Consider the following 26,479-nt stretch of genomic DNA (forward strand, 5'->3'; position numbering starts at 1 on the left):
CCCGCTGAAGCGCATGTGAATCGCCCGGACGCACTAGGTTCGGGCGGTTTTTCTCTCCCTACGCAACGCTAACCCTTCTGGACGACGGGAACGAACCGCCATGTCAGACGAGACCGGCTCCGCTCGCGACGAGCACGATCAGGACGACCGCAAGAACACCAAAGACGGGCAGTCCGACGATAAAAAGAACAACAAGGACGACGGCAACCAAAAGGACGCGGACAACGGCGACGACAAGCCGCGCAAGAAACCCGGCAAGAAGCCGCTGATCATTCTTGCAGTGGTGGTGATCCTGCTAGCGATCGTCGCTTTCGTCTGGTGGTTTGCCACGCGCAACGAAATCACGACCGACGACGCCTACACCGACGGCAACGCTATTACGATGGCGCCGAAGGTCTCCGGCTACGTCGTGCAACTGGCGGTCAACGACAACGTCTACGTGCACAAGGGCGACCTTCTGGTCGTGATCGACAAGCGCGACTATCAGGCGCAGGTCGATCAGGCCGAAGCGCAGGTGGGCCTCGCCAAAGCGCAGTTGAATGCCGCGCTGGTTCAACTCGACATCGCGCGCATTCAGTACCCGGCTCAATACCGTCAGGCGAAAGCGCAGACGTCGTCGGCCGAGGCGAACTTCCGCCAGGCCGAAGCCGCCTATCTGCGTCAGCATGCCGTGGATCAGCGCGCCACCTCGCAGCAAAACATCGATACCGCCGACGCCCAACGGCAGTCGGCCAGCGCGAGCGTCGAACAGGCGCGCGCGCAGCAGCAGACCGCGAGCCTCGTGCCGCAGCAGATCCGCCAGACCGAAGCCACCGTCGAGGAGCGTCGCCAACAGGTGCAGCAAGCCGAAGCGCAACTGGAACAGGCGCAACTGAACCTCTCCTACTGCGAGGTGCGCTCGCCTTCGGACGGCTGGATCACGCGGCGCAACGTGCAACTCGGCACCTTCCTGCAAGCAGGCGTCTCGCTCTTTGCGATCGTCACGCCGCAGGTGTGGGTGACGGCGAACTTCAAGGAGTCGCAACTCGAACGCATGCGCCCCGGCGACAAGGTGAAAGTCGAAGTCGACGCCTATCCCAAGCTCGATTTGCGCGGCCACGTGGACAGCGTTCAACTCGGCAGCGGTTCGCGCTTCTCGGCCTTCCCGGCGGAAAACGCCACCGGCAACTTCGTGAAAATCGTGCAGCGTGTGCCGGTGAAGATCGTCATCGACGACGGCTTGCCGCGCGATCAACCGCTGGGGCTCGGGTTGTCCGTCACGCCAAAGGTGTATCTGAAATGACGGCGCAGACCATTACCGCGACGGTATTTCGCGCTTCGCCGCGCGCCCTCTTCTGAGCGGTGCGGGCATGAGTTCAGCCAACACCGCGAACGGCAATCAGTCGGACTGGAAACCGGCGGCGAACCCGTGGCTGATCGCCATTGTGGTGACACTGGTGGCGTTCATGGAGGTGCTCGACACGACCATCGTGAACGTCGCACTGCCGCACATTGCCGGCACCATGTCGGCCAGTTACGACGAAGCGACCTGGACGCTCACGTCGTATCTGGTGGCCAACGGCATCGTGTTGCCGATCTCCGGTTTTCTCGGCCGCCTGCTCGGTCGCAAGCGCTACTTTCTGGTGTGCATCGTCGCTTTCACCGTCTGCTCGTTCCTGTGCGGGATTGCAACGGATCTCTGGCAGCTGATCATTTTCCGCATCCTGCAGGGTTTTTTCGGCGGCGGACTGCAGCCGAACCAGCAGTCGATCATTCTCGACACCTTTCCGCCCGAACAGCGCGGCCGGGCGTTCTCGATTTCGGCGGTGGCGATCGTCGTCGCGCCGGTGCTCGGACCGACGCTCGGCGGTTGGATCACCGATAACTTCTCGTGGCGCTGGGTATTTCTGCTCAACGTGCCGGTCGGCGTGCTGACCACGCTCGCCGTGATGCAACTGGTGGAAGACCCGCCGTGGAAAAAGAAAGGCGACACGAAAGTATCGATCGACTACATCGGCATCACGTTGATCGCGATCGGGCTAGGCTGCCTGCAAGTGATGCTCGATCGCGGCGAAGACGACGACTGGTTCTCGTCGAACTTTATCCGCCTGTTCGCGGTGCTGGCCGTGGCGGGCATAGTCGGCGCGACCCTGTGGCTGCTTTACACCAGAAAGCCGGTGGTCGATCTGCGCTGCCTGAAAGACCGCAATTTCGCGCTCGGTTGCCTGACGATCGGTGCATTCGCCACGGTTCTCTACGGCAGCGCAGTGCTGGTGCCGCAACTCGCCCAGCAGCAGCTCGGCTACACGGCGATGCTCGCCGGTCTCGTGCTCTCGCCCGGCGCGGTGCTCATCACTTTGGAAATTCCGATCGTCAGCAAGCTGATGCCGTATGTGCAGACGCGGTTTCTGGTGGCGGCCGGCTTTGCGTTGCTGGCCTGCGCGCTCGCCTATTCGCATCTGCTGGTGCCGGATATCGACTACGCGACGCTGGTGAAGATGCGCAGCGCGCAATCGCTCGCCATCGGCTTCCTGTTCGTGCCGATCACGACGCTGGCTTACCTTACCGTGCCGCCGCGCCTGAACGACGACGCGTCCGCCCTCTTCACGATGTTCCGCAACGTGGCGGGGTCGATCGGCATTTCGCTGTCGACCGCGCTGATCCGCGAGCGCACCCAGGCTCGCATGGCTCATCTGTCCGAACACATGTCCACGCTTTCGCAAAACTACAACGACGCCGTGCAGCGCAGCGCGCAAACCATCGCCGAGATGACCGGCGTGCCGTTTGCGCAAGCGCTGCAAACCGCCACGGGGCGCATGTACACCACTTTCATTTCCCAGTCGACGATTCTGGCCTACGTCGACGTTTTTGCGATCCTCGCGATCTTTTGCGCACTATGCATTCCGATGACGTTGTTCTTTTCTCCAGCCAAAGCGGCCGGCGGCGCGGGAGGACACTGATATGAGACGCCCGCTTGTAAATTCGCCGTGGTTGACTCCGCGTTTATCCGCGCTGCCCGTGCTGTCCGCGCTGTCGGTTGCAATGCTGCTCTCCGCGTGCACGGTTGGCCCTGACTTCCACGCGCCGAAAGCGGACGTGCCTGACCAATGGCACGACACGCAGCGTAGCACCGCGACGGCGACGGGTGCTTCTGCCGCGAACGTCGCCTCGGTCCCCACGCTCGATACCGATCCCGATCCCCGCTGGTGGCGTAATTTCAACGACCCGACGCTGGACGCGCTGGTCGGGCGTGCCGCGCGCGGCAACCTGGACTTGCAGGAGGCTGTGCTGCGCATTGTCGAAGCGCGCACTCAGGTGCAAAGCGCGGCGGCCCAAGGTTTGCCGAACGTGCGGGCAACCGGCAGCTATCAGCGCGAACAACTCGGCGTGAAAGGCTTCCTCGAATCCGACGGCGTATACGACAAGGTCGATCAGCTCGGCGCGCCGAACTCGCCGGTCAACGCAGTCGCACCGGGTGCGGGTGCTACTTTGCAAAACGGCGCGAACAACCTGCTGAATCAATTGACCGCGCCGGTCAATCTCTGGCAAGCCGGCTTCGACGCCTCGTGGGAACTGGATCTGTTCGGCCGCGTGCGCCGCTCGGTCGAGGCTGCCAATGCGCAAACCGAAGCCGCCGTGGAAAGCCGCAACGACGCGCTGCTCTCGCTCGAAGCCGAAGTCGCGCAGACGTATATGCAATTACGCGGCGCACAGGCGTTGCACGCCATCACGGCAAGTCTCGTCGACGAACAGCGCGAGATCGTCACGTTGACGCAAAGCCAGGCAAAAGTCGGCCTGACGAGCGAACTCGACGTGAAGAGCGCGACCGCGCAACTGGCGCAAACTCAGGCACAGTTGCCGCAATACGAGCAGCAGATTGCCCAGGCGTTGAACGGACTCGCGTATCTGGTGGGCGAACCGCCCGGCGCACTGGAAGCCGAACTCGATGCGCCGGCCGCCGTGCCGCCCGTGCCGCCTGTCGTGCCGGTGGGTTTGCCGTCCACCCTGGCACGCCGGCGTCCCGACGTTCGCCGCGCGGAGGCGAGCCTGCATTCGGCGACGGCCAATGTCGGCGTTGCCGTGGCGCAGTTCTATCCCGACGTGTCCCTGACCGGCCAGGTGGGAACCCGGGCCACCAATGCGAGCGATCTGTCGCGCTGGTCGCATCTGTTCTATTCGTTCGGACCGAGCATTTCGCTGCCGATTTTCCAGGGTGGCGCGCTGGTTTCCAATTTGCGTCTGTCGAAAGCGCAGGAAGCCGAAGCGGCGCTCGATTACCGCAAAACGGTGTTGATGGCGCTGCGCGACGTGGACAATGCGCTCGCGGTGTACCGCACCGATCAGGCGCGGCGCGACTCGCTCAGCGAGAGCGTCGCCGCGGAACAGGCGGCTTTCGATCTCGCACGCGACAGTTATCGCAAGGGGATTACGAGCTTCATCAATGTGCTGGATGCAGAGCGGCAATTGGCGCAGGCCCGCCAGCAATATGCTCAGGGAACCATGCAGGTGAGCACAGACCTGGTGTCTTTGTACAAGGCGCTTGGCGGCGGCTGGCAGAGTGACGCGGATACATCGGCCGCGCCTGCCGCCCGTCAAGGCGGATGACGCCCAAGGCGAAGCGGCGCCGCGCCGTGCTAACCGTTGACGACCACGGGCAACGCTTCCTCGACCTGGGTCGTGCCCGTCTCGACGCGCTGGCAAGCCGCCACGATCTCCTGCAAAGAAGTGGCGTAACACTCCGCTCCGAGGGCGGTTTGCAGATCGATGCTCCACTTCTCCGTATCCTGCGCATCCCACAGTCCGACGACGATCGACACCTTGGGGAGCCGCGCGCGAATACGTCTGACCAGATAGCGCAAATGCGACGGAATGCCGTCGATCTGCAGGTACAGGATGCAGACGATGCCGACATCGTCCGCATCGAGACTGTCAATCGATGCTCGCGACGCGGCCTCATGCGGCAGCGCTCGCGAGGTGAAGCCGTGCTTGCCCAGCAACTGCAGCAGGATCGTCGTCGCCAGCGGATCGAGCGGGCCGCGGCCGGGAATGCACAGCACCCGGTTGCTGGCTGCGCGCGGCGGCTGTTGTTCGTTCAACGTGCTTTCTTCCGCGCGGCCTGAAGAGGCTGGCGAAACGGTCCGCGTAGTCGCGGATTCGGCTTGCGCATCATCCGAAGCGGAAGGCGCCATCGGTCCTACCGCGCTCCAGTTCTCCTCTGCCGCGAGCGTCGGCGGCTCGCGATCCTCGTAGCCGTCGAGGCCATCCACGAGGTCGTTGGTCGTCGCCTCGATTCGTGCAAGCTGTGCGGCGGTTACGCTGCCGCGCACCACGTCGGTCGCCGCGAGTTGCAGGCCTTTGATCGCGACCTCGTCGTAGTAGGTCGACAATGAACGGTCACGCAGCAGCGCCTCGGCCTGCTCGATCGCTTCATCGGGGTCGCCGGCCAACGCTCGCTGGTAGAAGTTCTCGATCGGCGTCAACGCCGGCTGGTCGCCCAGCAGCACGTCGAGAAACTCCAGACGGCGGACGTGCCGTCCGAGCACGAGCAGGCATAGCGTCAACGGTGTCGACAGAATCAGTCCTATCGGCCCCCAGATCCAGCTCCAGAAAATCGCGGCGACCACCACGGAGAACGGCGAGAGACCGGTGCTGCGCCCATACAGCAGCGGTTCCACAACCTGTCCCACCAGCAACTCGACGGTGACGAACAGCGCCAGCGACCAGATCGCCATGCTCCATCCGGGACTGACGGCAGCGGCGAGCGCGGTGGCCAGCGTCGCGGAGATCCAGATGCCGACGTACGGCACGAGCCGCAGCAGCGCCGCGAGAATGCCCCACAGAATCGGACTCGGTACGCCGATCAGAAAAAGCCCCGTGCCGATCACCACGCCCACGCCCGCATTCAGCCCGAGCTGCGAAACGAAATAGCGGCTCAGACGCCGCGCGGCCTCGTCCATCACCGTGGTCGTGCGGTGCAGATCGCGCGAGCCGAACAGGCGGATCGCGCGATCGCGTAAATCGTCGCGTTGCAACAGAATCACCACCATCACGACGAACACGATAAACGCCGTTTCGAGCGGACTGATGGCCGGCGACAACACACGCCGCGCGAGTTCGAACGGCGTCGGCACCGGCTCGCGCACCTCGACCGGCACGGCGGCGGGTGCATTGGCCGTGGAACGCGTGCTGCCGGGCGATGCGGAATCGCGTTGCGGCGCGGGCTGCGGCGGCTCGATCGTCGCGCGCTGCAGCGCCTGGCCGGCCGCGTCGGCAAAACGGTTCAGCTTGCCGATGGTCAGGTTGTGCGCGGTTTCCATCTTTCGCTCTATGGTCGCCTGGTAACGCGGCATGCCGGCGGCCAGATCGGTCAGCTGGGTGGCGATCACCGCGCCGAGCATGCCGATCACCGACACCGAAATCACCACCGCGGCGAATACGGACGCCACGTGGCCGAGCCGCAGGCGGGTCAATGCATCGGCGAGCGGTGCGACGAGGAAACTGAGCAGGATGGCGAGCGTCATCGGAATCAGCACGGCGCTCGCAAAGTACAGACACGCGACTACCGTTACGCCCACGGCAAGCGCAATCAGACCGTCGACACCGAAAGCCGTAGGCGGCGCTTGAATGCGGGCGGCTGGCCTCACGCCGCGCGGGTCGGGTATGTCCTTCATTGGCGAATGATCTGTCCGGTTCTGTTCGGTTCCCGTTCTTGTCAGGCGTGACAGGTCACACGGGTTGCGCACGTCGGCGGCGTTGCGGCTGCGTGCCGCGCGGGCGCCGACGTTGCAACTCGCTGCTGCACCTCACTTCGCGTTCAACCTTCTGTTCACTTTCATTCGATGCTGCCGTAGCCCGGCTTTTGCCGGAACAGCGCACCTACCTGGCGGGCGTCTTACCCACCGGTCCGCTTTCCGTGGGCGGCGCCTCCTTTTCTATCTCGGCGCGTGCCTGCTCCCAATACTCGTCAGGCGTGCCTTTCTGATCGCCTGCCTGCTCCCACAGGTAATAAGCGCGCGTGCGAATCTGTTCCTCTAGCGAGGTTTGTTCCTGTTCCATTTGATCACCCTTGGTTAGAGCTGGCGAAGACCGCTATCGTCTGTACTGCGCACCTGCCGCTGGATGCAGCCGGCGCGCAGTCATTCGCAATCGAGCAAGCGCTATACCTGGCGGCGCATGCCAAATGAGGATCTTCGTACCGGTTCGTCAGGCTTCTGCGGGCGGTTCGCTATCCTCGGTGGTCAGCTGTTCTTCGAGGCGGTCGAATACGCGCTGCGTGGCGAGGCTCGGCGCTTCCAGCGCAAGCAGCAGCAGCGAGCGGGCGGTCACCTGATACGCGTCGCCGGCCGCGAAGTGAGGCAACTCGGAGCGCACCGGCATGTTGGTGTCGAGCAGACAAGTCCAGCGCTGCCCCTCGGGAATGTCGGGCAGCGTGAAATTGACGACGTCGTGATGCGCGTTCAGCACCAGCAGCAAAGTCGCGTCCGACGCCGGACGGCGAATGCCGCTCGCCTGCGCGCGGCCGTCGATCACGAGACCAAAGCAGCGCATGGAAGCATCGTCCCACTGCTCCTGCGAGAGATCCTTGCCCTCCGGCGAGATCCAGCGGGCGTCGGTCACGTCGAGCGCCTCGTTGTATTCGCCGGTCAGAAAACGGCCGCGCCGCAGCACCGGCAGACGGTGGCGCAGCGTGGTCAGATTCCTGACGAACTCGGTGAGCGCGCGGCCATCGTCGTCGATCGCTTCCCAATCGACCCAGCTGATCTCGTTGTCCTGACAATAGGCGTTGTTGTTGCCCTTCTGCGTGCGGCCGAATTCGTCGCCCGCGAGAATCATCGGCGAGCCTTGCGAAAGCAGCAGCGTGGCGAGCAGATTGCGCTTCTGCCGCTCGCGTTGCTGACGAATGCCCGGATCGTCGGTCGGGCCCTCCACGCCCATGTTCCAGGATTTGTTGTCCGAGTGGCCGTCCTTGTTGTCCTCGCCGTTGGCTTCGTTGTGTTTGTCGTTGTACGAGACCAGATCGTTGAGCGTGAAGCCGTCGTGCGCGGCAATGAAGTTCACGCTGGCCCACGGGCGGCGGCCGCGATGGTTGAACTTGTCGCCCGAACCGGTGAGCCGCGTGGCGAGATCGGGAACCTTGCCTTCGTCGCCCTTCCAGTATTCGCGTACGGTATCGCGAAAGCGGTCGTTCCATTCCGCCCAGCCGGGCGGAAAGCCGCCCACCTGATAGCCGCCGGGACCGCAATCCCACGGCTCGGCCACCAGCCGCACGCTGGACAGCACGGGGTCCTGCCGGCAGCTGTCGAGAAAGCCGCCGCCTTCGTCGAAACCGTGCAGTTCGCGGCCGAGAATCGTGGCGAGGTCGAAACGGAAACCGTCCACTTTCATTTCCGTCACCCAGTAGCGCAGGCTGTCGGTCACCATCTGCAATACGCGCGGATGCGACAGGTTCAGCGTGTTGCCAGTGCCGGTGTCGTTGATGTAGTAGCGCGGCTCGTCAGGCATCAGCCGATAATACGACGCGTTGTCGATACCTTTGAACGAGATGGTCGGCCCGCGTTCGTTGCCTTCGGCCGTGTGGTTGTAGACCACGTCGAGAATGACTTCGAGATTGGCGTTGTGGAAGCGGTCCACCATCTCCTTGAACTCGCCCACCGAATCGATCGACGACGCGAAGAAACGCGGATCGGCCGCGAAAAAACCGATGGTGTTGTAGCCCCAGTAGTTGGTGAGACCCTTATCGAGCAGATAGCTGTCGTTGACGAAGGTCTGGATCGGCATCAATTCCACCGACGTCACGCCGAGGTTCTTGATGTAGTCGAGCACGACCCGCTGCCCGAGTCCGGCGAACGTGCCGCGCAGATTTTCCGGTACTTCCGGATGCCGTTTGGTAAATCCGCGCACATGGGCTTCATAAAAAATCACGCGTTCCCACGGCAATGCATTGCGCTCGGGGTGACTCCACGAAAAATTGGCGTCGACCACCTTGCATTTCGGCACGAAGGGCGCGCTGTCGCGCTCGTCGAACGACAGGTCGCCCTCTTCGGAATCCAGCGTATAGCCGAAAATTTCCGGCGCCCATTTGAGCTCGCCGATATGCGCTTTCGCATACGGATCAAGCAGAAGTTTGTTCGGATTGAAGCGGTGCCCTTTCTCGGGCTCGTAAGGGCCGTGCACGCGATAACCGTAGACCGCGCCCGGTTTGAGATTCGGCACGAACACGTGCCACACCTCGTCGGTGTATTCCGGCAGTTCGATGCGCTCGATTTCGTTTTCGCCGGTTTCATCGAACAGACACAGTTCGACCTTGGTGGCGTGCGCCGAGAAAAGCGCGAAGTTGACGCCGCTTCCGTTCCATGTCGCGCCGAGCGGAAAAGGCGTGCCTTCCGCGATGCGCGTCGAGTAGTTGGCTTGGGATGACATAGTGGTTCCTGTGGAAGCAAGAGGCACTGAAGCGCTTGTTTCAAGCAGTGGACGGCAAGCTCGCAGAGACAGCAAATTCCGGACCTGACAGGATTGGCCTGATGGCCGGCCGGCGCGGCACAACTTTTGCAGCCGTCAAGGGAAACTGCTCAATCAAAGCCGACGCAGCGCGCAGCGAAAAGCGCCATGTCCACATCAGGGAGAATAACGTCATGAAAAGAATACACATCAAACCGCTGGCCGCCACCGCCTTGCTGCTCGTCACGCTCGCGTCGTATGGCAATGCCTACGCGCAAGGCGCTCCGCAGGCGATTACGGAAAAACGCACGGACGTGGTCCAGCTCGCCAGCGGCTATCGCGCGTCGAAGCTGAGTGGCGCCGATGTCTACAACAAAAACAAGGACACGATCGGCACGCTGGACGATCTGATCGTGTCGCCCACGGCGGACCGCGGCACATACGCGATCCTCTCGGTAGGCGGTTTTCTGGGCATGGGCAAACACCTTGTCGCCGTTCCGTTCAATGACCTCCAGATCAACAATCGCCGCGTGGTGCTGCCTGAGGCTACGAAAAAATCGCTCGAAGCGCTGCCCGAATTCAAGTACGCGCCGGACTGAAGATACGGACCGGCGCGTTCCCGAGGAACAAAATTCCAGACGTAGCGCGCCTCAGCCGAGCAGCTTGTCCAACGTGATCGGCAGTGCCCTCACCCGCTTGCCGGTTGCATGCCACACCGCATTGCTCACCGCGGCGGCCACGCCCACCACGCCGATCTCGCCTACGCCTTTCGCGCCCAACGGATTGACAACGTCGTCGTGCTCGTCGACGAACAGCACGTCGATATCATGGATGTCGGCATTCACCGGCACATGGTATTCAGAGAAGTTGTGATTCATCTGCCGCCCGAGCGCATGGTCGAACTGGCCGTGCTCGTGCAGCGCCATGCTGATGCCCCACACCACGCCGCCGGCGATCTGGTTGGCCGCCGTCTTCGGGTTGACGATGCGGCCCGCGGCGATCGCGCTGACCACGCGCGTCACCCGCACGGTGCCAAGCGTTTCGTCCACGCGAACTTCAGCGAAAACGGCCGAATGCGTGCCCATTGAATACGCCTGCTGTTTTTCATGCGGCTTGACGCTCGCCTGCTCGTCGAGTTCATCGATTCCGGCGCGGCTGAACAGTGCGTCGATGCCGATCGCGTCGTCCGCACTCGTGCCGCAAATGAGCCGCGCGCCCGAGCGTCGGATGCTATCGCGCCCAACGGTTGAAAAGCGTTCGCCGCCATATTGCCTCGCCAGATCGACAAGGCGGTTGTGCAACCGTTTGCAGACGACATCGACCGCACTGCCCACCGACGATACGGTCCACGAGCCGCCTTCAATCGGCGCCTTCGGCAAGCGTGTGTCGCCGAGTTCGAAAGTAACGTCGTGAATCGATACGCCGAGCGCGTCGGCTGCGATCTGGCTCATTGCAGTGTAGGTGCCGGTGCCGATATCCGCGGTCGAACTGGAAACCTTCACCCGTCCGTCACGCGTCATGACCGCGCGCGCCGCCGCTTCGTTCTGCATGGCGTCCCATGCGCCGGTCGCCATGCCCCAGCCGATCAGTTCGTGACCTTCGCGCCGGGCGCGCGGCGCTAGCGGCCGTCTCTCCCAGCCGAAGCGCGCCGCGCCCTCGCGATAGCATTCGCGCAAAGCCTTGCTCGAAAAAGGCAGATTCTTGTTGGCGTCGCGCTCGGCGTAATTGATCAATCGCAGATCGAGCGGATCCATCTGCAAGGCTTCGGCAAGTTCGTCCATCGCCATTTCGAGCGGAAAGAGACCTTGCGCCGCGCCCGGCGCGCGCGTGTCCGCAGGCGTCGGCACGTCGATTCGCGCGACCTTGTAGCCCATCTTGACGTTGTCGCAGCAATACAGTTGGCCCGCCCAATTGACGACTACGTCGCAGTAATCTTCGTATTGCGAGGTTTCCGCCACCGCTTCATGAATCACCGCCTGCAATCTGCCGTCGGCGCCCGCGCCCAATGCGACACGCTGGATAGATTGCGGGCGATGAGCAAACGTGAACATCTGCTGCCGTGTCAACGTGAGCCGCACGGGCCGTTTCAGCTCGCGCGCGGCCATGACCGCAAGTGCGAGATGGTAGTGCGGCCGCAAGCCCGAGCCGAACGCCCCGCCGACAAACGGCGCGATCACTTGTACCTCGTCGTCCTGCAAACCGAATACGCTGGTGAGATACGACTTGGTATTGCCGACACCCTGGGTCTTTTCATACACGGTCAGACGCCCTTGCGCGTCCGGCACCACGGTGCAGCCGTGCATTTCCATCGGATTGTGATACTCCGCGGGCGTGCTGTAGAAAGTATCGACGCGCGCGACAGCACTCGCCAGCGCCCTATCCGCATCGCCACGCGCGGGCGGCGGCGGTTCGAAGCCGCCTTTTTCCGTGGAAGGCGGAACGGCGCTCATTACCGCTTCGCTCAGATCGGTCTGGTGCGGCGTGGCCTCGTAACGGACTTTCACGAGCGCTGCCGCATGGCGCGCCAATTCCAGCGACTCAGCAACTACCAGAGCGACCGGTTGTCCGCTATACCAGACGCGGTCGTCCCATAGCGGCCTGAATGGACTTCCGCCTGGCGCGACCATGTCTTTGTAAGGCTTGTCTTCGAGCGGCAATTCCGGGCGATTCTGATGCGTCAGCACGAGCAGCACGCCAGGCAGTTCGAGCGCGGCGGACGAATCGATCGATACGATACGGCCGGTTGCCATCGTGCTCGATATGACGAACCCATAGGTGAGCCCCTCGGCCGTGAAATCGGCGGAATATTGTGCGGCGCCCGTCACTTTCTGCCTGCCGTCCACGCGCTTATGCGGCACGCCGGTAGCGCGCGCGGCCGGCAACATTTCGGCGCGGTTCATGATGCGGTCTCCTCAAACGAACGTTGCGTCGCCAGTTCGAACGCGCGCGCGATGACGCGTGCCGCCAGTTCGATCTTGAACGCGTTATCGCGGCGGCCGTGAGCGCCGCGCAATAGCATGGCCGCGAAATCGCGCACGGCGGCCGCTTCGAGACGCTTGCCGCGCAACACGGCTTCGGCTTCAGCATCGCGCCACGGTTTGTGCGCCACGCCGCCGAGCGCGCAACGCGCGTTCACGATCGTGTCGCCTTCGAGTTCCAGTCCCACAGCCGCCGACACCAGCGCGAACGCATACGAAGCCCTGTCTCGCACTTTCACGTAAGCGTGATGCGCGGCAAAACCCTCTTTCGGCAATTCGATCGCCGTGATCAATTCGTCGTCGCGCAGATTCGAGTCGATGTGCGGCGTATCGCCGGGCAAGCGGTGAAAGTCGGCAAACGGCAGCGTGCGCGTGCCGTTCCCGCCGGCGACATGAACCTTGGCGTCGAGCGCCGCCAGTGCCACGCACATGTCCGACGGATGCACGGCGATACATTGCTCGCTTGCGCCGAGTATCGCGTGAATGCGGTTCACCCCTTCCAGCGCCGGGCAGCCCGTTCCCGGCTCGCGCTTGTTGCAGGGCGTACCGGCGTCGTAGAAATAATGGCAACGGGTGCGTTGCAACAGATTGCCGCCGACTGTCGCCACATTGCGAATCTGCGCGGACGCGCCGGCCAGAATCGCTTTGGCGAGCAACGGGTAGCGCGCGGCCACCGTGTCGTCATACGCAAGCGCGCTGTTGGTCACCAGCGCTCCGATCGTCAGGCCGCCTGCATCAGTCGCCTCGATCTTTCTCAGCGGCAAACGGTTGATATCGACGAGCACCGCCGGATGCGCCACGTCTTCGCGCAACAGGTCCACGAGGTTCGTACCGCCCGCAATGAACGCAGCAGTCCCATTGGCGCGATGCTGATCGATTGCCTGAGGCACCGCACTGGCGCGGGTATAGGAGAAGCGGTTCATGAGCGCGCTCCCTCATCGCCGTGCTGCGGGTCCGGCAGATCCGCGGCATCCAGAATCGCGGCCACGATGTTCGTGTAGGCACCGCAGCGGCAGAGGTTGCCGCTCATCAGTTCGCGCACGTCGTCGGCACACTTCACGTGGCCTTCGTCGAGCATGGCGACAGCGGAGCAGATCTGCCCCGGCGTACAGTAACCGCATTGGAACGCATCGTGGTCGATGAAAGCCTGCTGCATGGTATGCAGCGTGTCGCCGTCGGCGAGGCCTTCGATCGTCGTGATCGTTGCGCCGTCGTGCACGACCGCCAGTGCGAGACACGTGTTGATCCGCCGGCCGTCGACGATTGCCGTGCAGGCGCCGCACTGTCCATGATCGCAGCCTTTTTTGGTGCCGCTCAACTGACAGTGTTCGCGCAGAAGGTCGAGCAGCGTGGTCCATGCTTCCACTTCGAAATGCCGTGTTTTACCGTTGACTTCGAATGTCACGGCCATGCGCTCGGCTTCGCTCGGCGCGAGATCGAGCGGAGTCTCTATGGTGGGGGTATTCATGGGTATTCTCCTTCTCCTGACGATGGGTCGCAGCGCGATATAGCGGAAATGCGCAAGCGACGTGCCACTGCAGCACACACCGCCGCGCGCTCGGGCCGCGACGGAGTGCACGTGGCTACATCGTCGAACAGCGGGTAAAAAACAGGTGGTTCCCGATAGCCTGCCGATATTCAACAAACCTAAATGATCGGCGATCCGCCCGTCACCGCAATAGTCGCGCCGGAGATATAGCTGGCTTCGTCGGATGCCAGCATCACATAGGCGGCCGCCAGTTCGGCCGGCTGGCCGGGGCGCTTCATCGGCACCTGCGCGCCGAATTGCTCGACTTTCTCCGGCGGCATGGTGGAGGGAATCAGCGGCGTCCAGATGGGCCCCGGCGCCACGCAGTTCGCACGGATACCTTTCTCCGCGAGCAACTGCGCAAGGCCGCCGGTGAAGTTCTGAATCGCGCCCTTGGTCGCCGCGTAGGCGATCAAACCGGGGTTCGGGTGATCCGCATTGATCGATGTCGTGTTCACGATCGCGGCACCCGGTTTCATATGTTTGACCGCGGCCCGGGTGATCCTGAACATCGCGCCAATGTTCGTATCGAAGGTCTTGTCCCACTCTTCGTCGCTGATCGCTTCGAGCGAGGGGTAGCTCATTTGATACGCGGCGTTGTTGACCAGCACGTCGAGCCGGCCAAAAACCTCGATAGCTCTGTCGACGATCGCATTGCAGTGCGCGGGGTTCGTGATATCGCCAGGCAGCAGGACCGCCTTGCGGCCTGCCTCCTCGATCCAGCGCGCGGTCTCGCGCGCGTCGTCGTCCTCGTTCAGATACGAAATCAGTACGTCCGCGCCCTCACGCGCGAACGCAATGGCAACGGCGCGGCCAATTCCGCTATCTCCGCCCGTGACGATCGCCGCTTTACCCGCGAGCCGTCCCGAACCTCGATAGGAGCGCTCGCCGTGATCGGGTTGAGGTTGCATTTCCGCCGTGTGCCCGGGCGTGTGGTTTTGCTGCTGCTTCGGAAACGGCGGTGTAGGACGCTGCGTGTCGCTCATGACGAATCTCCCGAGTGCGATAGACATGGGCGGTGTGCGAAAGACACACCGCATGCCAACGTATTCAGCAACCCGTGGACCCGCGGTTTATCGCAGGCCGAAAAACTTCGTCGTGCTGTGGAACGAGAACCGGCAGCTTCGATGAATCTCATGCGTCTGCTTCAATCCACCATGAATATCGGGGGCGGCAATATGGAGAATTTTTTTCAAAGCGAACGCAGCCTTTACGGCGGTCCGGCCACGTTCAGCGCCGCCGCCGATTCGAGTACGCGCAACAGGCGCTCGGGCGTCAGCGGCTTCGCGCAATGCGCGTCGAACCCGGCGGCTTTGGCGCGCACCCGGTCGTCACGCGAAGCAAACGCGGTGCATGCCACCAGCAACATATGGGAAGTCGAAGCATGGGCGCGCAGGCGGCGCGCCAGTTCCAGACCGTCCAGCCCCGGCATCTTGATGTCCAGTACCACCGCGAACGGTTGCCATTCGCGCGCCATGTCGCACACTGCAAGCGGATCTTCGAGCGCGCGGCACTCGAAGCCGTCGGCACTCAGCAATACCTGCAATGCGTCTGCCGCTTCCCGGTAATCGTCCACCACGAGCACACGCCGGTGCGACACCATCGCATACTGGATTGGCCGCCACACTACGACGTCGTCGTTATCATCCATCTGGTCGTCGAACGTCACCCTCTTCTCCCTGGCTTTTCTTACGCGCGCCACTCACGGGCACCTCGGAACACGCGCGCAAGATTCGCTCCCGACGTGCAGACAAAACTCATCCTGCACCCGACGAAGGCTTCGGTTTGCGTTGCGGATTGCGTCGGCCGCGCCCAGCGCGCCACCGCATAGGCTTTACCTCACAACCATAGCTCACGTCACAAATCATCGCCCGTGGATTGAGGGCGTGGAGGCACTGCGAAGTGCGCGCGAACGAGTGTTTGCGCGTCGGTGAAACGCACAACTGCTGTGCAGATCGCGCTTGCCGTGTGCATCAGGCAGCCCGCATTCGAGGCTTTAGGGATTTCTACTCAGCGGGTTATCCCGCACGGTCGTCGATGAAGCCTTTGAGCATTGCCAGCGTGTCGGCGTCGTCGATATGTTTGTCCGTGCGCCAGCGCAGCATGCGCGGAAACCGCACCGCCACGCCGGACTTATGACGCGGGCTCGCCTGAATGCCTTCGAAACCGATTTCGAATACGAGCGTGGGCGTTACGCTGCGCACCGGCCCGAACTTTTCGATCGTGGTCTTGCGCACGATCGCATCCACCTGGCGCATTTCTTCGTCAGTGAGACCGGAATAAGCCTTGGCGAACGGCACCAGCGTGCGCACACCGTCCGCTTCGTCCCACACCGCAAATGTGAAATCGGTGTAGAGACTCGCACGGCGGCCGTGGCCGCGCTGCGCGTAAACCAGCACCGCGTCCACCGCATACGGATCGATCTTCCATTTCCACCACGTGCCGGAGGCCTTGGTGCGGCCCACGCCATACATCGACTCGCGCTCCTTGACCATCAGACCTTCCACGCCGCGCGCCCGGCTCTCGTCGCGCAGCGCCGCGAGGGCTTGCCAATCGGGCGCACTCACCAGCGGCGATACGCGCAGCAGATCGCGTGCGAGCGTGCTGTCCACGGTAGTTGCCAATGCATCCAGTTGCGCGCGCCGTTCGGCGAGCGGCGTCATGCGCAGATCCTGGCCGTGCGCTTCGAGCAGATCGTAGGCAAGCAGCGTGGCGGGCGAATCGGCGAGGATTTTTTTCGTCAGCGTTTTGCGCGCAATACGCGGTTGCAAACGCGCGAACGGCAATGGCGCGCTTGCGCCGGGTTCCCACGCGAGAATCTCGCCGTCGATCACGAAGCCTTCCGGCAAGGCTTCGCCTAGCGCCGCGACTTCGGGAAACCGGTCCGTGATCAGGTCCTCGCCGCGCGACCACAGCCACACCCGCCCGCCGCGCTTGACGAGTTGCGCGCGAATGCCGTCCCATTTCCATTCGATCTGCCATTGCGATGGGTCGCCGAGCGTTGCCGGATCGGCTTGCAATGGATGGGCGAGAAAGAACGGATAGGGCAGTCCGAGATCGCTGTCATGCTGGGGCGCACCGGACTGCGCATCGTCGCTGGTCGCCTCAGGTGCGATCAAACGCAGGTAGCGCACCGCGTCGGGCTTCTGTCGCGAGTCGGTCCAGCCGACCATGCGTTGCGCGATCCGCTTATGATCGACGCCCGCCACTTCCGCAAGCGCCCGCACCACCAGTTGCCGCGCTACGCCCACGCGAAACCCGCCGCCGATCAGTTTCGTCAGCAGAAAACGGCCACCCCAATCGAGTTCGTCCCAATAGTTGATGAGACGCGTGCGCAACTCTTCCGGCGCCGCACCGCGCAAGGTCAATACGCGGTGCTCGATCCACTGCGTGAGACCCAGTTCGGAGTTGCGCTGCGCGGGCGGCAGGATATGGGCGATGGTCTCGGCCAGATCGCCCACCGCATGATAAGACTCCTCGAACAACCACGCCGGCAGACCGGCGCGCTCGCGCGCGATCTCGCTCAAAAGACGCGTGGGCACCGATTGGCGAGGCTTGCCGCCGGCGAGAAAATACGACGCCCAAGCGGCATCTTCCGGCTCCGCCGCCGCAAAATAGCTGGTAAGGGCTTCGAGTTTGTCGTGCGTGGACGTGGTGGCGTCGAGCGCGGTGTAAAGGGCGGCGAAGCGTTTCATGCGCTACTCGCGGGATCGACCGGGGTGACGTCTTTGTCGGCAGACTCGTTCTGCTTGCCCACCGACTCGGGCTCGAACGATACGCTACCCGTGGCGGCCGTTTCGTCCGCACCCGCGGCATCGGCTTCGACCGTATCGTCGCCGTATTGCGTTTCAAACGCGCCCGCTTCGAGGCCGTGCTCGCGTAACCAGCGCACCATCGGCTCGACCGATCCGTGGGTGACGATCACGCGTTCGGCTCCCGTCGCGTGAATGGCCGTTTGCAGGCCCGGCCAGTCAGCATGATCCGACAGCACGAAGCCACGATCGACGCCGCGTCTGCGGCGTGCGCCGCGCAGACGCATCCAGCCCGACGCGAACGCGTCGCTATAGTCGCCGAAGCGCTTGAGCCATGCGCTGCCCTGCGCGGAAGGCGGCGCCACGATCAATGCCTGACGGAAAGCCGCCTTGTCCATCGCCGGCATCTCGCTCACGAGACGCACCGGCGGCAAGCGCACGCCGGCCTCCCGATACGCGCGATTGAGCGGCTCAACGGCGCCGTGACAGAAGATCGGCCCAATGCCCGCATCGACACTTGCCAGCACGCGCTGCGCCTTGCCGAACGAATAGCAGAACAACACGGAAGCGCGCCCTTGCGCAACGTTATGACGCCACCAGGAATCGACGCCGTCGAACACGGTTTGCGGCGCGTCCCATCGATAGATCGGCAGGCCGAAGGTCGACTCGGTAATGAAGGTATCGCAGCGCACCGGTTCGAAAGCGTCACAGGTCGGGTCGGGGTCGAGCTTGTAGTCGCCCGACGCAACCCAGACGCGCCCGCGGTGTTCGATCCGCAATTGCGCCGAGCCCAGCACGTGGCCGGCGGGATGCAGCGACACGGTCGTACCGTTGAGATCGATACGCTCGCCATACGCCAGAGTTTGCAGCGAAATGCCGGGCAGACGCGACAACAGCACGTTCGCCCCCGCTCGCGACGCAAGATAGTGCCGATGCCCGAAGCGTGCGTGATCGGAATGCGCATGCGTAATCACGGCCCGTTCGACAGGGCGCCACGGATCGATATGGAAGTCGCCCGCCGGGCAATACAATCCCTCGGGCCGTGCGACCACCAGGTCCGCGAGGTCCGCTTGGTCAGAGGCTATATTCAAGTAGGATCCTGAAGCAGGTTGATGCAACAGCGACACAGCCCCCAAGCAAACTGCATTCCTGGCACGCTTTAACAATTCGACGCGCAGGAACAACAGTGTGCCCCAGTATGGCCGCATACGTGCTTAAGTAACAAGGCAAGCGCGTCGTCCTACCCTGTATTCCCTCAGACTCCTCAACGCGCCGTGAGGCCCCATGCAAACCATCATCGACGATCACGCGTTGTATGTGGCGAAACATCCCGGCACATTCGTGCTGCAAACCCTGAAGGCATTCCGCGCGAACCAGGGCTTGCTGCTAGCCGGTGCAGTCGCGTATTACGCATTGCTCTCGATCGTGCCGCTGATGATCCTGATCGTGATCGCCCTGTCGCGCGTCGTGCCACAACATGTTCTGCTGGCGGCGCTCGCGCATCTATTGCAATGGCTGGTGCCGGGGCAGTCCAACGCGCTGGTGCGCGAACTGGCCAATTTTCTCGCACATCGCGCAGTCATCGGCTGGGTTCTGCTGCTCACCATGATCTTCTTCAGCTCGCTCGCCTTCACCGTGCTCGAGAACGCGATGTCGCTGATCTTCGTCCACCGCGTGGTGGTGCGACGGCGGCACTTCCTGCTGTCGGCCATGCTGCCGTATTGCTACATTCTTTTTCTCGGCGTCGGCCTGCTGATCGTCACCTTCGTATCGAGCGGCCTGGAGGCGATCGGCGCCGAAGGCATCGACCTGTTCGGCCTGCATGTTTCGTTGCAAGGCCTCTCACGTGCCGTGCTGTATCTGCTCGGCCTCGCGGGCGAAATCTTCGTGCTGACCTCGATCTATATGGTGATGCCGGTCGGGCGCCCTTCGCTCAAACATGCCCTGTTCGGCGGCGTGGTCGCCGCCGTGCTGTGGGAGATCACCCGGCACGTGCTGGTCTGGTATTTCGCGACCCTTTCGCAAGTCAGCGTGGTATACGGCTCGCTGACCATGGCGATCGTGATCCTGTTCAGCCTGGAATGGCTCGCCACGTTGCTGCTATTCGGCGCCCAGGTGATTTCGCAATACGAACGATTCGGAATCGAACCGCGCGAGGCGCCGCAACCGAAGATAGAGACCGGTTGAGGCGACCTGAACGAAGAACCCGCCGGGGTCTTCGCGTCCATGAACCCCTCGCGTCACAGTTGATGCCAATTGCATCGCCCAGGCTGGCTAACAAGGAATCGCGTGCAATCCGGAACCAAACGATGCGAGCGCCGTCAGACGCGAGCCACCTCGTTCCGCGCGCAGGCGCCATGCGCGCAACGACGCAAGTGCGCGGCCAGGCGGCGAGACTGCGGTAACATTCTGTTGAATACTGGCCGGCGCGCACGCTTCGTGTAATCGCGCGCAATCGCCGCTCCGCCCCGGCGGGCTTCAGGATCCGACAATGAGCATCACCCAGCGCAACCACCTACAGATTTCCGGCAGCGGCAAACGTACCACAGTGCTGGTGCACGGCTTCGGTTGCGATCAGAGCATGCGGCGCTATCTCGCGCCGTCGTTTCATGGCGAATGCCGCATGGTGCGGGTCGATCACGTCGGCCATTGTCCGCACCTGATTTCGCCTCGCGCAAGCGCGGCTGCCATGAGCGCCTTTCCCGGGCCGGTGAGCCCGTAACGCGATGCACAGCACGGACTATCCGCTGCCCGCTGCCGATGCGTTGTTCGAGCATGCCGCCTGCGGCCTGCTCGTCACCGATACCAACGGCCGTATCCTGCGCGTGAACGCAACCTTCTGCGGCTGGCTCGGCTATCAGACAGCTGAACTCGCCGGGACGAGGCAGATCCAGGATCTGCTGAGCGCCGGCGGCAAAGTGTTCTATCAGACGCATTGGGCGCCGCTCCTGCAAATGCAGGGTTCGGTTGCCGAGGTCAAGCTCAGCTTGATGCATCGGGACGGCCATATGCTGCCGATGCTGCTCAATGCCGTGCGCCGCCGTCATGGCGAGGCCACCTACCTCGAAGTGGCCGTACTGATCGTCGCCGATCGTCATAAGTACGAGCAGGAGCTGCTGCTCGCGCGGCGCAATGCCGAGGCGTCCGTGGCCGCGCATCAGTTCGCGCAGAAAGAGTTGCAGGAAAGCCGCGACGTGCTGAGTCTCGCCATGCGCGGCGCGCGCATGGGCGCGTGGTCGCACGAGCCGAAGTCCGGCAGATTCTGGTGGAGCCGCGAGCTGGAAGCGCTCGCGGGCTACGCCGAGGGACGCTTTGCGCACACGCCCGGCGGTTTTTTCGAACGGATTCACCCGGGCGACCTGATCGCGCTCAACGAGGCGGTGGATCACGCGGTGGAAACCGGTGACGACTATGTCGCCGAGTTCCGCTTTCTGCATGCGAGCGGCGACTGGTGCTGGATGGAAGGCCGCGGGCGCGCCGCCTACGACCGCCACGGCGTGCCGCTGATGATCTACGGCCTCGGCATCGACATCACCGAACGCAAGGAAGCGCAGACGGTGCTGCTGCGCCAGGCAGCGATCTTCGAGCACTTGAGCGACGCGATCGTGATCACCGATCTGCGCGGCAATATCACCGACTTCAACGTGGGCGGCGAACGCATGCTCGGTTATCGCATGCGGGAGATTCTCGGCAGGCCGGTCGCGATGTTCCTGCCGCCGGAACAGGCGCTGGGCATTCGCCGGGAAGCGCTGGCGGCGCTCGCCGCCGAAGGCACGTGGCGCAGCGAGTTGCCGTTCGTGCGGCGCGACGGTTCGCGCGGCGTCTGCGAAACGGTGGTCAAGCCGCTTGCAAACGCGCGAGGCGATGTCTACGGCGCGGTCAGCATCAATCGCGACATTACCGAGCGCAGGCGCGCCGAACAGCAACTCACCCGGCTCAATCTCGAACTCTCCAAAGCCGACCGCCGCAAGGACGAATTCCTCGCCACGCTGGCGCACGAACTGCGCAATCCGCTTGCGCCGATGCGCAACGTGCTGGAAATTCTGCGTTTGAAGGAGTTCGCCGATCCGCAATTGAGCTGGTCACGCGACGTGTTCGACCGGCAACTGCAACACATGACCCACCTGGTCGACGATCTGCTGGAGGTCTCGCGCATCACCCAAGGCAAACTCGAGTTGCGCAAGCAACGGCTCGAACTGGCGCGCGCGATGCAATCGGCAATGGAAGCGGCGCGGCCGACCGTGCAGGCCTCGTCGCACCATCTGAGCGTGACGCTGCCGCGCGAGCCGCTGTATCTGATCGCAGACCCCACGCGCCTGTCGCAGATGATCCTGAATCTGCTGAACAACGCCGCCAAGTACACGCCGCCTGGCGGCAGCATCTCGCTCGCGGCGGAACGCGAAGGCGACGAAGCGGTGATCGTCGTGCGCGATTCCGGTATCGGCATTCCGGGCGAGCATCTGGACAGCGTATTCGAAATGTTCTCGCAACTCGCGCCGGCTCTCGACCGCTCGCAGGGCGGCCTCGGCATTGGTCTCGCGCTGGTGCGCGGCCTCGCCGAACTGCATGGCGGCACGGTCGCTGCCTTCAGCGAGGGCCCCGGCAAAGGCAGCGAGTTCATGATCCGGCTGCCGTTGACAAAAACCGCTTCGCAGCCGTCCGACAGCACGCCGCCCGAAACGCCGCGCGCGGCCGGCCTGCGCGTGCTGGTCGTCGACGATAACGCGGACGCCGCCGAGAGCCTCGCGATGGTGCTCGAACTCGAAGGCCACGAAGTGCGCACCGCTGGCGACGGCATTGCCGGTCTCGAACGGGTCGACGCATTTGCCCCGCAGGCGGTGATTCTCGATATCGGCTTGCCGCTCCTGAACGGTTACGAAATGGCGCGGCGGATTCGCCGCGATTACCCGGACGCGGGCATTCTGCTGATCGCCGTCACGGGTTGGGGCCAGCAGCAGGACAAGCAAACCGCCGTGGCCGCCGGGTTCGACCACCACTTCACGAAACCGGTCGACCCACGGGAATTGCAACGGGTGTTAAGCCGGCAGCGGGTATGAGCGGTGAGCGCGGCTTGCGGGACAGACGCGATATCCGCGCAATCCACACGTAACCGGTGCGCGCGCTCCTGCAAATATTGCAACGCAATAGCAATTCCTGCGCGTTGCCTCCACCGTTAGATCCGGGCGGATACAGCTCGAATTCATAGGACGAAAACGGAGATCGGCGCCTTTACGCGCGCATTCGGGAATAGGTTCTGCTACCGCCGTTGCGGGCCCATTCTTCAGCGGATAATCTTCCGCTCTCCTCGCCGTTATGATCAGAACCGCTTCCGTTGCCGCGGCGTTGTGCGCGGCCTGCCTCGCTTCCGCCTGCGTACACATCGGACCGTCCCGCCTGAAAGCCGACCAGGTGGACTATGCGCGCGCCCTCGGCGACGCGAAAAAACGCGAGATTCTCGCTGCCGTGGTCGGCCTGCGTTACGGCGACGCGCCGGCCTTCCTGACGGTCAGCAGCATCATCGCCGCCTATACGTTCGACGCCACCGGCGGCGCGACCGCCAATGCCGGCTCGGGCAGCCAGCCGAGCTATGCGCTCGCGACGGGCAGCGTGTCCTATTCGAATCATCCGACCTTCACCTTCACGCCGACCACCGGCGAAGCATTTGCGTCCGCCTATATCCGACCGCTTGCGCCCGCGCTGGTGTTGCCGCTTGCCGAGGGCGGCATTCCGATCGATCTGCTGTTGCGCATCACCGCGCAATCGGTGGGCGGCTTGCAGAACGGCAATGCGCTCGGCGGCGAAAATAGCGCGGGCGCGCCGGGTTTCTTCGAATTGCTGCAAGCGTTGCGGCGCCTGCAACTGGCGGGCGAGCTGAATGTCGAGTCGCGCCAGGCGGACGGGAAAAACGGCGCAATGGGCGTGTATCTGGTGATGGGCGCGACCACAAGCGGCGAGTCGGCAGCCACGGCGGCCGATCTTGCGCGCGTGCGCAAGCTGCTGCATCTGTCTTCGACTACGCGGACCTATGAAATCGTCTATGGGCCGTCGTCGGCTTCACAGAAGGGCGACAAGATTCCGATGGTGACGCGTTCCGTGCTCGGTATCCTGTCCGACCTCGGCGCCCAGGTGCAGGTGCCCGTCGAGCGTATCAGCGATGGATCGACCAAGCCGACCGTCGGGCTGATCGGCGGCGAGACGCGGCCGACTATCATCGTGCACTCGGGCAAGACACCGCCCGATAACGCGTATGTGATGATTGCGTACGGTCCGTCGACATATTGGGTCGATCGCAACGACTTCGATTCGAAATACGCGTTCACGGTGGTGCAGAATCTGATGGCGCTTGCCGAGGCCGACACCAGTAGCAAGGCGCCGGTGGTGACGATTCCGGCGAATTGATGCCGCGGGTTTTTTAGCACGGTCTTTGCCTCAGATGAGGCCACAGTCGATCCCGCAGCGTTGACGTCGCACGAATCCAGGCTGCAAATAAAAATCCGGCGGGTGTCATTTCATGACACCCGCCGGATTTTTTTCCAGGCACGCTATGCGTGCCCTACTCCCCTACTCCTGGCTGCGCTTGCCTTGCACCCGCGCGATCTGCTGCTTTGCCGCTTCGTATACATGCTCCGGCGTGAAGCCGAACTTCTTCTTCAGCTCGGCAAGCGGCGCGGACGCGCCGAACGTATGCATCACCACCTGCGCGCCGAGACGCCCCACATAGCGGTCCCAGCCAAGCGAAGCTGCCTGCTCGACCGCCACGCGCGCGTCCACATCCGGTGGCAGCACCGAGTCCTGATACGCCTCGTCCTGGCGCTCGAAGATATCCCATGACGGCATCGACACCACGCGCGCCGCAATGCCTTCGCCCTTGAGTTTCTCGTACACGTCGACACAAACCGAGAGTTCGCTGCCCGTCGCCATCAGGATCACCTGCGGCTTCTGCCCGCCGGCTGCATCGGCCAGCACGTAGGCGCCCTTCTGCGTGCCCTTCGCGGCCGCATAGCGGCTGCGGTCCAGCGTGGGCAACGGCTGGCGCGACACGACGATGCACGACGGCCGCCGCGGATCGGCAAGCGCCACGCGCCACGCCTCGGCCACCTCGTTGGCATCGCCCGGACGCAGCACGGTCAGTCCCGGCACGCCGCGCAGCGAGGCGAGCTGCTCGATTGGCTGATGGGTCGGACCATCTTCGCCGACGCCGATCGAATCGTGCGTGAACACGTAAATGGCCGGCACTTCCATGATCGCCGAGAGCCGGATAGGCGGCTTCATGTAGTCGCCGAAAATCAGGAAGGTCGAGCCGAACGGCCGCAGATTCGACAGCGCGAGGCCGTTTACCGCCGCACCCATCGCGTGTTCGCGAATGCCGAAATGCAGATTGCAGCCGCCATAGTTATCGTGTTCGAAGCTGCCCGCGCCCTCGAATTTCAGATTGGTTTTGGTGGACGGCGAAAGGTCGGCCGCGCCGCCGATCATCCACGGAACGCGCGCGGCAATCGCATTGAGCACCTTGCCCGACGATTCGCGCGAGGCAACGCCCTTCGGGTCCGCGTCGAAGGTAGGAATGTCGCTGTCCCAACCGGCCGGTAATTCGTGCGCTTCGATCTGCGCGAATTCACGCGCGAGTTCCGGGTGCTTTTTGTTGTAGGCGTCGTACTTCGCCTGCCATTCCTCGCGCGCCGCCTTGCCGCGCGCACCGATGCCCGCCGCGAAGCGTTCGCGCACACCGTCGGGCACATAGAAGAATTTATCCTCGGGCCAGCCGTACGCTTTCTTGGCGAGCGCCACTTCTTCTACGCCAAGCGGCTCGCCGTGCGCCGCCGAGGTGTCCTGCTTATGCGGCGCACCCCAGCCGATTATGCTGTGCACCACGATCAGCGTCGGCCTGTCGGTAATGCTTTTCGCTTCGACGAATGCCGCTTCGAGCGCGGCGGCGTCGTTCGCGTCGCTCACATGCAGCGTGTGCCAGTTGTAGCCGCGAAAGCGGGTTTCCACGTCGTCGCTATAAGCGAGGTCGGTGTGGCCTTCAATCGTCACGCGGTTGCTGTCGTAGATCCAGATCAGATTGGACAGCTTCAGGTGACCGGCGAGCGAAGCCGCCTCGTGCGAGATGCCTTCCATCATGTCGCCGTCGCCGCACAGCGCGTAGACCCGATAGTCGAACAGCGGCGCATCGGGCTTGTTGAAATGGCTCTCGTACCAGCGTGCCGCCATCGCCATGCCGACGCTATTGCCGAGCCCTTGCCCAAGCGGGCCTGTCGTGGTCTCGACGCCTGTGGTCATCCGGTACTCCGGGTGGCCCGGTGTCTTGCTGCCCAACTGGCGGAAATGTTCGATATCGTCGAGCGAGACCGCGGGTCCGTCGGTCGGGTTGCCGGCGTCGTCCACGGCTTTCACGTTCGCAAGGTGCAACAGCGAATACAGCAGCATCGAGGCGTGCCCCACCGATAAGACGAAGCGGTCGCGGTTAGGCCAGAGCGGCTCGTCGGGGTCGTAACGCAGATGGTTTTGCCACAGGTGATAGGCAACGGGTGCCAGTGCCATCGGCGTACCGGGGTGGCCGGAATTGGCCTTTTGCACAGCGTCCATCGACAGCGTGCGGATCGTGTTGATACACAGCTGGTCGAGGGCGGGATCGTTTTGCATGGGACACTCCTTGTTCGGCGTTGAAGAGACGGCCGGGACGCGCTGCGTGCTTCGGCGCACCCGGCGAACCGTGTTGACGGGGCAGAACGCATGAGGAACCGCTGCGAGGCTCAACGATGATGCGCCGATGCGCGCAAACCTGCACGGCGCGTGTCATG

The 26,479-nt window shown here is 63.4% G+C and carries 19 protein-coding genes; 8 read left to right on the forward strand and 11 right to left on the reverse strand.

Translation table 11 applies throughout. The features are described 5' to 3' along the window. Positions 1-100 precede the first annotated feature (100 nt). From PDMSB3_RS28465 to PDMSB3_RS28475, 3 genes are all read left to right on the forward strand, one after another. Positions 101-1,282: an HlyD family secretion protein gene (locus PDMSB3_RS28465; protein ID WP_007177374.1), complete on the forward strand. Its 1,182-nt coding sequence runs from the start codon at positions 101-103 to the stop codon at positions 1,280-1,282. A gap of 67 nt (positions 1,283-1,349) precedes the next feature. Next, positions 1,350-2,939, forward strand: a complete 1,590-nt coding sequence (locus tag PDMSB3_RS28470; protein WP_165188440.1) for a DHA2 family efflux MFS transporter permease subunit — start codon at positions 1,350-1,352, stop codon at positions 2,937-2,939. Between the two features lies 1 nt (position 2,940). Beyond that, the gene (locus tag PDMSB3_RS28475) at positions 2,941-4,584 is read left to right on the forward strand and encodes an efflux transporter outer membrane subunit (protein WP_007177376.1); all 1,644 of its coding nucleotides are present in this window, start codon (positions 2,941-2,943) and stop codon (positions 4,582-4,584) included. Between the two features lie 29 nt (positions 4,585-4,613). Here PDMSB3_RS28475 and PDMSB3_RS28480 read toward each other — a convergent pair whose 3' ends face one another. The 3 genes from PDMSB3_RS28480 to glgX form a co-directional block, all read right to left on the reverse strand. Further along, positions 4,614-6,650 carry an AI-2E family transporter gene (locus tag PDMSB3_RS28480; RefSeq protein WP_007177377.1) on the reverse strand — a complete coding sequence of 679 codons (2,037 nt, stop codon included), beginning with the start codon at positions 6,648-6,650 and terminating at the stop codon, positions 4,614-4,616. Between the two features lie 205 nt (positions 6,651-6,855). Next, the gene (locus PDMSB3_RS28485; protein WP_007177378.1) at positions 6,856-7,035 is read right to left on the reverse strand and encodes a DUF2934 domain-containing protein; all 180 of its coding nucleotides are present in this window, start codon (positions 7,033-7,035) and stop codon (positions 6,856-6,858) included. Between the two features lie 147 nt (positions 7,036-7,182). Continuing rightward, entirely contained in the window at positions 7,183-9,399 is a 2,217-nt protein-coding gene (gene glgX / locus PDMSB3_RS28490) for a glycogen debranching protein GlgX (protein WP_007177379.1), read from the reverse strand. 212 nt (positions 9,400-9,611) lie between these two features. Here glgX and PDMSB3_RS28495 point away from each other — a divergent pair, with 212 nt between their 5' ends. Further along, a complete protein-coding gene (locus tag PDMSB3_RS28495; RefSeq protein ID WP_035517214.1) occupies positions 9,612-10,016 on the forward strand; it encodes a PRC-barrel domain-containing protein in 405 nt (134 codons plus the stop codon). 51 nt (positions 10,017-10,067) lie between these two features. On the opposite strand, the gene PDMSB3_RS28500 is transcribed toward PDMSB3_RS28495, so the two are convergent. From PDMSB3_RS28500 to PDMSB3_RS28530, 7 genes are all read right to left on the reverse strand, one after another. After that, positions 10,068-12,317, reverse strand: coding sequence for a xanthine dehydrogenase family protein molybdopterin-binding subunit (locus tag PDMSB3_RS28500; RefSeq protein WP_007177381.1), 2,250 nt, complete (start codon positions 12,315-12,317; stop codon positions 10,068-10,070). Further along, complete coding sequence (locus PDMSB3_RS28505) at positions 12,314-13,318, reverse strand: FAD binding domain-containing protein (RefSeq protein ID WP_165188442.1); 1,005 nt, start codon at positions 13,316-13,318, stop codon at positions 12,314-12,316. The genes PDMSB3_RS28500 and PDMSB3_RS28505 overlap by 4 nt, the downstream gene beginning before the upstream one ends. After that, on the reverse strand, positions 13,315-13,863 hold the full coding sequence (locus PDMSB3_RS28510; RefSeq protein ID WP_007177383.1) for a (2Fe-2S)-binding protein: 549 nt from the start codon (positions 13,861-13,863) through the stop codon (positions 13,315-13,317). Before PDMSB3_RS28510 ends, PDMSB3_RS28505 begins: the two co-directional genes overlap by 4 nt. Before the next feature lie 179 nt (positions 13,864-14,042). After that, positions 14,043-14,909: an SDR family oxidoreductase gene (locus tag PDMSB3_RS28515; RefSeq protein ID WP_165188444.1), complete on the reverse strand. Its 867-nt coding sequence runs from the start codon at positions 14,907-14,909 to the stop codon at positions 14,043-14,045. Positions 14,910-15,133: 224 nt separating this feature from the next. After that, a complete protein-coding gene (locus tag PDMSB3_RS28520) occupies positions 15,134-15,592 on the reverse strand; it encodes a response regulator (protein ID WP_007177385.1) in 459 nt (152 codons plus the stop codon). A gap of 349 nt (positions 15,593-15,941) precedes the next feature. Continuing rightward, positions 15,942-17,618, reverse strand: coding sequence for an ATP-dependent DNA ligase (locus tag PDMSB3_RS28525; protein ID WP_165188446.1), 1,677 nt, complete (start codon positions 17,616-17,618; stop codon positions 15,942-15,944). Further along, positions 17,615-18,766, reverse strand: coding sequence for a ligase-associated DNA damage response exonuclease (locus PDMSB3_RS28530; RefSeq protein ID WP_165188448.1), 1,152 nt, complete (start codon positions 18,764-18,766; stop codon positions 17,615-17,617). Before PDMSB3_RS28530 ends, PDMSB3_RS28525 begins: the two co-directional genes overlap by 4 nt. Before the next feature lie 193 nt (positions 18,767-18,959). Between PDMSB3_RS28530 and PDMSB3_RS28535 the strand changes: the two genes are divergently transcribed. From PDMSB3_RS28535 to PDMSB3_RS28550, 4 genes are all read left to right on the forward strand, one after another. After that, the gene (locus PDMSB3_RS28535; RefSeq protein ID WP_165188450.1) at positions 18,960-19,862 is read left to right on the forward strand and encodes a YihY/virulence factor BrkB family protein; all 903 of its coding nucleotides are present in this window, start codon (positions 18,960-18,962) and stop codon (positions 19,860-19,862) included. A gap of 304 nt (positions 19,863-20,166) precedes the next feature. Further along, on the forward strand, positions 20,167-20,397 hold the full coding sequence (locus PDMSB3_RS28540; RefSeq protein WP_007177389.1) for an alpha/beta fold hydrolase: 231 nt from the start codon (positions 20,167-20,169) through the stop codon (positions 20,395-20,397). Between the two features lie 4 nt (positions 20,398-20,401). After that, on the forward strand, positions 20,402-22,732 hold the full coding sequence (locus PDMSB3_RS28545; protein WP_007177390.1) for a hybrid sensor histidine kinase/response regulator: 2,331 nt from the start codon (positions 20,402-20,404) through the stop codon (positions 22,730-22,732). 256 nt (positions 22,733-22,988) lie between these two features. Then, positions 22,989-24,074: a hypothetical protein gene (locus PDMSB3_RS28550; protein WP_007177391.1), complete on the forward strand. Its 1,086-nt coding sequence runs from the start codon at positions 22,989-22,991 to the stop codon at positions 24,072-24,074. Positions 24,075-24,236: 162 nt separating this feature from the next. Here PDMSB3_RS28550 and tkt read toward each other — a convergent pair whose 3' ends face one another. Beyond that, entirely contained in the window at positions 24,237-26,321 is a 2,085-nt protein-coding gene (tkt, locus tag PDMSB3_RS28555) for a transketolase (protein WP_165188452.1), read from the reverse strand. Positions 26,322-26,479 lie beyond the last annotated feature (158 nt).

It is taken from the genome of Paraburkholderia dioscoreae, from assembly GCF_902459535.1.
In the GTDB taxonomy this organism is placed as follows: Bacteria; Pseudomonadota; Gammaproteobacteria; order Burkholderiales; family Burkholderiaceae; genus Paraburkholderia; species Paraburkholderia dioscoreae.

Coding starts and splice junctions, on each gene's coding strand:
- PDMSB3_RS28550 (WP_007177391.1), top strand. CDS start 22,989: ATGATCAGAACCGCTTCCGTTGCCGCGGCGTTGTGCGCGGCCTGCCTC.
- PDMSB3_RS28505 (WP_165188442.1), bottom strand. CDS start 13,318: ATGAACCGCTTCTCCTATACCCGCGCCAGTGCGGTGCCTCAGGCAATC.
- PDMSB3_RS28480 (WP_007177377.1), bottom strand. CDS start 6,650: ATGAAGGACATACCCGACCCGCGCGGCGTGAGGCCAGCCGCCCGCATT.
- PDMSB3_RS28535 (WP_165188450.1), top strand. CDS start 18,960: ATGCAAACCATCATCGACGATCACGCGTTGTATGTGGCGAAACATCCC.
- PDMSB3_RS28510 (WP_007177383.1), bottom strand. CDS start 13,863: ATGAATACCCCCACCATAGAGACTCCGCTCGATCTCGCGCCGAGCGAA.
- glgX (WP_007177379.1), bottom strand. CDS start 9,399: ATGTCATCCCAAGCCAACTACTCGACGCGCATCGCGGAAGGCACGCCT.
- PDMSB3_RS28540 (WP_007177389.1), top strand. CDS start 20,167: ATGAGCATCACCCAGCGCAACCACCTACAGATTTCCGGCAGCGGCAAA.
- PDMSB3_RS28470 (WP_165188440.1), top strand. CDS start 1,350: ATGAGTTCAGCCAACACCGCGAACGGCAATCAGTCGGACTGGAAACCG.
- PDMSB3_RS28515 (WP_165188444.1), bottom strand. CDS start 14,909: ATGAGCGACACGCAGCGTCCTACACCGCCGTTTCCGAAGCAGCAGCAA.
- PDMSB3_RS28500 (WP_007177381.1), bottom strand. CDS start 12,317: ATGAACCGCGCCGAAATGTTGCCGGCCGCGCGCGCTACCGGCGTGCCG.
- PDMSB3_RS28475 (WP_007177376.1), top strand. CDS start 2,941: ATGAGACGCCCGCTTGTAAATTCGCCGTGGTTGACTCCGCGTTTATCC.
- PDMSB3_RS28465 (WP_007177374.1), top strand. CDS start 101: ATGTCAGACGAGACCGGCTCCGCTCGCGACGAGCACGATCAGGACGAC.
- PDMSB3_RS28525 (WP_165188446.1), bottom strand. CDS start 17,618: ATGAAACGCTTCGCCGCCCTTTACACCGCGCTCGACGCCACCACGTCC.
- tkt (WP_165188452.1), bottom strand. CDS start 26,321: ATGCAAAACGATCCCGCCCTCGACCAGCTGTGTATCAACACGATCCGC.
- PDMSB3_RS28495 (WP_035517214.1), top strand. CDS start 9,612: ATGAAAAGAATACACATCAAACCGCTGGCCGCCACCGCCTTGCTGCTC.
- PDMSB3_RS28485 (WP_007177378.1), bottom strand. CDS start 7,035: ATGGAACAGGAACAAACCTCGCTAGAGGAACAGATTCGCACGCGCGCT.
- PDMSB3_RS28545 (WP_007177390.1), top strand. CDS start 20,402: ATGCACAGCACGGACTATCCGCTGCCCGCTGCCGATGCGTTGTTCGAG.